This is a genomic window from uncultured Campylobacter sp. (assembly GCF_905371695.1).
Taxonomy (GTDB): Bacteria; Campylobacterota; Campylobacteria; order Campylobacterales; family Campylobacteraceae; genus Campylobacter_A.
The window spans coordinates 1-2,837 of record NZ_CAJPMA010000139.1 but is presented as its reverse complement, the minus strand read 5'-3'; the positions used below and the strand labels follow the sequence as shown (position 1 = coordinate 2,837).

Annotated in this window: 1 protein-coding gene; it reads left to right on the top strand. The window is 48.9% G+C overall.

Annotated elements, in window-relative coordinates:
• Positions 1-2,837: acyl-[ACP]--phospholipid O-acyltransferase (locus tag QZ147_RS08955; protein WP_295149501.1), on the top strand; the 2,837-nt coding region annotated here is incomplete at both ends.

Genomic DNA, 2,837 nt, shown 5'->3' with positions numbered 1-2,837 from the left:
CGCGCTTATAAACGCGATGATCTTGCTGCCGTTCGTGCTGCTTTTTTCGCCGTCGGGCTTTATTAGCGATAAATTTTCAAAGACGCGCGTCATCCGCGTATCGGCGATCGCCGCGATCGGCATTTGCGCGCTGATTTGGGCGTGCTACGCGCTGGGACTATTTTGGGCGGCGTTCGCGCTTACGATATTGCTTGCGGCGCAAAGCGCGATTTATTCGCCCGCAAAATACGCGATACTTAAACAAATCGTAGGAGCGGAAAATTTAGGCGCGGCAAACGGCGTTATTCAAGCGCTTACGATCGTAGCGATACTATTTAGCTCGTTTGCGTTTTCGTTTTTATTCGAGGGATTTTACGGCGGCGGGACGGACGCGGGAGAAATTTTGCGCAACGTTAGCTTTATAGGATTCGCGCTCACGGCTTTTAGCGCGGCGGAGGCTTATTTTACCTTTAAGCTGCCTTATTTTGAACCCGACGAGCAGGCGAAAGAGGCGAAATTTTGCATGAAGCGTTACCTTACGCTTAGCTATCTGCGCGAAAATTTTAAAGAGCTAAGAGAAAATAAAAACATCTGGCTTAGCATCGCGGGGCTTAGTATATTTTGGGGCGTTTCGCAGGTTATCGTAGCGGTTTTCCCCGCTCATTACAAAGCAGTTTTTAACAGCGATAACGCGATCGTCGTTCAAGCCATACTAGCCGTAAGCGGACTAGGCCTAGTCGCCGGCTCGGTAGTAGCGGGCGCTATGAGCAAGCTTCATATAGAGCACGGCATCGTGCCTATCGGGGCGCTCGGGATTTCGCTTTCTATTTTATTTTTCGGCGCGGCTAGCGGCGTATGGACGGCTGCGGTTTGTTCGTTCGCGTTCGGATTTTTCGGCGGATTATTCATCGTGCCGCTAAACGCTACGATTCAGTATTTCGCACCTTTTTCGAGCGCGGGCAAAATTTTAGCGGGCAATAACTTCGCGCAAAATTTAGCCATGATCGCGTTTTTATTCGCTTCGATCGCTCTCGTAAATTTAGGCGTATCCACCGCTGGGCTATTTTTGCTAGCCTCTATCGTTTGCTTTGCGGGCAGTTTTTATGCGATATTACAGTTGCCGCACCTTTTTACGCGGCTAATTTTAATGCCGATCTTAAAAAGCAACTATAAATTTTACGTTACGGGGCTTAAAAATTTACCTCAAAGCGGCGGCGCGCTGCTTCTTGGCAACCATATAAGCTGGATCGACTGGCTCGTGCTGCAAGTAGCCAGTCCGCGCGCGATAAAATTCGTAATGTACCGCGGAATTTACGATAAATGGTATCTAACTTGGGCGCTAAAATTTTTCCGCGTAATCCCTATCGGCGCGGGCGCGGGCAAAGACTCGATAGAAGCGATCAAAAAACACCTAAACGCGGGCGAAGTCGTAGCGCTTTTTCCCGAAGGAAATATAAGCTACAACGGGCAAATCGCCGAATTCGCGCGAGGTTTCGAGCTAGCCATTAAGGACTTGCAAAACGTAGCCGTGGTGCCGTTTTATATTCGCGGACTTTGGGGTTCTAGCTTTTCGCGGGCTAGCGAGTATTACAAAGAGCTAACGCGCGCTCAGGGCAAACGCGAGATCATAGTAGCTTTCGGCGAGCCGATATTTGATTTTATAGACGCCTCCTCGCTTCGCCAAAAAGTAGTCGAGCTCTCGTATAGCTCGTGGGAAAATTTTATCGGAGCGCTTGAGCCGCTGCAAAATCGCTGGCTAGACAACGCGAAGGCGAATTTGGGCAAAATTTGCTGCACGGACGCGACGGGAGCGAAATTTAGCAACCTAAAATTTATAGCGGCGGTTTTGACGCTGTCTAAAATTTTAGAAAAAACGCTTAAAAACGAGAAAAACGTGGGCGTGCTTTTACCGAGCTCGGCCGGCGCGGCGATCGTTAATATGGCGCTTTTTGCGATCGGCAAAACCCCGGTAAACCTAAACTACACGCTAAACGAAGCTTCGATGGGCGCGGCGCTAAATAAAGCGCAAATAGGCGCGGTCGTAACGGCGCGAAAATTTTTAGACAAGCTTTGCGCAAAGGGTTTTTCGTTTGAAAATTTACTAGAAAACAGGGCGGTTTTTACGGACGATTTAAAAGAAAAAGTAAGCGCGCGCTCTAAAATTTTAGCGCTTCTTTGCGCGGCGATTTTACCCGCTCCGCTCGTACGAAAATTTTACTTTAAACGCGTAAGCTTAGACGATACGGCGGCGATTTTATTTAGCAGCGGTAGCGAGGGAGAGCCTAAGGGCATAGAGCTAACGCACAAAAATTTGCTGACTAACATCAAGCAAATCAGCGAGCTTTTAAATTTTAGAAAAGACGACGTGATCTTAAATTCCTTGCCGATATTTCATTCGTTCGGACTTACGGTAGCTACGCTAATGCCGCTAGCAGAAGGCATTCGCCAAGCCATAGCGCCCGATCCTACCGACGGCGCGGCTATCGGCAAGCTAGCTGCGAGGCAAAACGCCACGATAATGTTCGGAACGTCCACGTTTTTTAGGCTCTACGTTAAAAATCCGAAATTTCACCCGCTAATGCTGCAAAGCATGCGAATGGTAATCGCGGGCGCGGAAAAGCTAAAAAGCGACGTAAAAGAGGCGTTTAAGATGAAATTCGGGCTTGAAATTTACGAGGGCTACGGCGCTACGGAGACTACGCCGGTAGCTTGCGTAAATATGCCAAACGTCTTAGAGCGCGAAAGCCTAAAAGAGCTAACGTTTAATAAGCCGGGCTCGGTCGGTCTGCCGCTTCCCGGAACCATCGTTAAAATCGTAGATCCAGCTACGCTAGAAGAGCTAAAAACGGGCGAGGACG